The sequence below is a fragment of the Shigella sp. SIG3 genome (genome assembly GCF_053555855.1).
The window spans coordinates 1-2,974 of record NZ_JBQZXE010000206.1 but is presented as its reverse complement, the minus strand read 5'-3'; the positions used below and the strand labels follow the sequence as shown (position 1 = coordinate 2,974).

Below are 2,974 nucleotides of genomic sequence, written 5' to 3'. Positions count from 1 at the left end.
ACTTCGACATACATGGTTTTCCAGTCAATTTTGCCAAAGCGATTAACAAACTCACGACCGAGGAAAATGTTTTCGGCAATGGTCAACTGCGGGATCAGGTTCAGTTCCTGATGGATAATCCCAATCCCGGCTTCCTGGGAAGATTTCGGCCCGGTAAATGTCGTTTCTTTCCCCAGCCATAAAAGCGTGCCGGCATCGCGAGTATAGATACCAGTAAGCACTTTCATCATGGTGGATTTACCCGCGCCGTTTTCGCCCACCAGCGCCATCACACGGCCCGGATAGACATTTAACGCTGCGCCCGAGAGGGCTTTTACACCCGGGAAGGCTTTATCGATGCCTTTAAGCTGAAGTAATGCTTCCATGACGGCCTCAGAACGTCACGCCAGCACAGAGAATGATATTCGCATACGGAGAACATTCTCCGCTGCGAATTACCGCCTGACTTTCTGCGGTTTGTTGTTTGAATTGTTCATGCGTGGTGTAACGAATTTCAATGGTATTTCCCTGGTGTTTTTGCAGCTGCTCAAGGTGAGTGAGCAACGTTTCGTGGAGTTGCGGATTATGTTGTTTGATCTCTTCCGCGATAATGGCAGCCTCGACCTGCATTTCATTTGTGACGACGCCCAGCACCTGCATAAAAGAAGGTACACCTTGGGTTAATGCCATATCGATACGCGTTGTACTTTTGGGGATGGGTAAACCAGCATCACACACCACCAGCGTATCGGTATGTCCCAGACGGGAGATCACCGATGAAATATCAGAATTAAGAACGGTGCCTTTTTTCATTTTTTTCTCCATCAGCGAAACGTTTCGCTGATCCGCAGCTTAATCCTGACTGAGTTGGGAAAACCATCGTGACGTTACGGAAATGTGATCAACCTCGAAACGTTTTACATGGTGATTAACCATGAAAACAAAAACGCCCCCTTATGAAGAAAGGAGGCGTCTGGCGTTAGATTTCGACCTGAGTACCCAGTTCGATAACCCTGTTTGGCGGGATTTCAAATTGATCTGGTGCACGCAGCGCATTACGTTGCAGCAGCAAGTACAGCTTGCCGCGCAGACGCAAATACCACGGGCGTTTGCCGAGGATCAACGACTCATGCGACATAAAGAAGGAGGTTTCCATCATCCGGCAACTTAATCCTTCCAGACCGCAGCGGTGGAAAACTTCTTCCACGTTTGGCGTTTCTCGCCAACCATAACTTGCCACCACGCGCCAGAAAGTGGGCGACAGTTGTTCAATCTGTACCCGACGGACGTTATGGACATATGGCGCGTCTTCGGTGCGCAGAGTTAACAAAATCACCCGCTCATGCAATACCTTGTTATGTTTAAGGTTATGCATCAGCGCAAAGGGAATGACGTTGATTGCACGCGACATATACACCGCGGTCCCGGGCACGCGAACAGGCGGTGATTTCTCCAGCGAAGCAATCATCGCTTCCAGAGAGTTACCATGTTCATGCATCCGCCGCAGCAAGCGGAAACGCTCGCTCTTCCAGGTGGTCATCACGATAAACATCACAGTACCGAGGCTCAATGGCAACCAGCCGCCGGAGAGCAGTTTATCGAGGTTAGCGGTGAACAATGGAATATCGACACAAAGGAAAGCAATCAGGATCAGCGCAACAAAATACTTATTCCAGTGCCAGTTCTGACGTGCCACGGTAGTCGAGAGAATAGACGTCAGTACCATGGTTCCGGTCACCGCAATCCCGTACGCCGCCGCCAGGTTGCTGGAGTGCTCAAAGCTGACAATCACAATCACGACCGCGACATAGAGCATCCAGTTCACAAACGGAATATAGATTTGCCCTGACTCCATTTCGGAGGTGTGAATAATGCGCATCGGCGACAAATATCCCAGACGTACCGCCTGACGCGTCAATGAGAAGACGCCAGAGATAACCGCCTGCGAGGCAATTACCGTCGCCAGTGCGGCGATGATCAGCAGTGGGATCAGCGCCCAGTCCGGTGCCAACAGGAAGAACGGGTTCTTAATCGCTTCCGGGTTCTTTAACAACAACGCTCCCTGACCGAAGTAATTAAGGGTCAAGGAAGGTAATACGACGGTGAACCACGCCAGGCGAATAGGGAACTTACCAAAGTGCCCCATATCAGCATACAGCGCCTCGACCCCCGTAATCGACAGCACCACTGCCCCTAATGCAATAAAAGAAACCGTTTTGTATTCAAGGAAGAAATGCACCGCCCACATCGGATTCAGCGCATGCAGCACTTCCGGGTTAGCAATAATGCTACGTAACCCCAGTCCTGCCAGAATCAAAAACCAGGTCAGCATGATCGGCGCAAACAGCTTACCGACCATAGCCGTGCCATGCTTTTGAATCATAAATAATAAAGTGAGAACGATAATTGAGAGGGGAACTATCCAGGTATCCAGCTGCGGGGCGACGATTTCCAGACCTTCAATGGCTGACATCACCGAAATAGCGGGTGTTATGACGACTTCACCATAGAAAAAGCTGCCGCCGATTAGCCCCATAATCACCAGCATTGATGTGGTTCGCGCCGACGTATTACGCCCGGCAAGCGACATCAACGTCAGGATCCCCCCCTCACCGGCGTTATCTGCCCGCATCACGAAGGTGAGATATTTAATGGAAACCACAAAGATTAGCAGCCAGAAGATCAGCGATAAAAAGCCAAACACGGCATCGCGTTCAACGCCAAAACCAAACTGGCCGGACAAACATTCACGAAGTGTATATAACGGGCTGGTACCAATATCGCCGTAGACAACTCCAATCGCCGCGAGGGTAATCGCGGGCAATGATTGCTTATTATCAGTGCTCATAGACTAGTCTTTCGTTGAAATATGAAATGTGTGCTTAGTCCCTTGGCCCACAAAAAAGCGCACAGTATGCACGATTAACGGCAAAATCGTACTCCTAAATGCGGCCACATTAACCTGGCTCAAAGAAAAAGCCCCCCCCCTTTGAGT

The 2,974-nt window shown here is 50.1% G+C and carries 3 protein-coding genes; all 3 read right to left on the bottom strand.

The genetic code is table 11. From position 1 onward, the window contains the following. A partial coding sequence (locus tag ACUU1I_RS20105) for an ATP-binding cassette domain-containing protein (RefSeq protein WP_449144896.1) occupies positions 1 to 365 on the bottom strand: 365 nt, incomplete at its 3' end. A gap of 7 nt (positions 366 to 372) precedes the next feature. Continuing rightward, the gene (gene rbsD, locus ACUU1I_RS20100) at positions 373 to 792 is read right to left on the bottom strand and encodes a D-ribose pyranase (protein ID WP_000715936.1); all 420 of its coding nucleotides are present in this window, start codon (positions 790 to 792) and stop codon (positions 373 to 375) included. Between the two features lie 166 nt (positions 793 to 958). After that, a complete protein-coding gene (gene kup / locus ACUU1I_RS20095) occupies positions 959 to 2,827 on the bottom strand; it encodes a low affinity potassium transporter Kup (RefSeq protein ID WP_000102319.1) in 1,869 nt (622 codons plus the stop codon). Positions 2,828 to 2,974 lie beyond the last annotated feature (147 nt).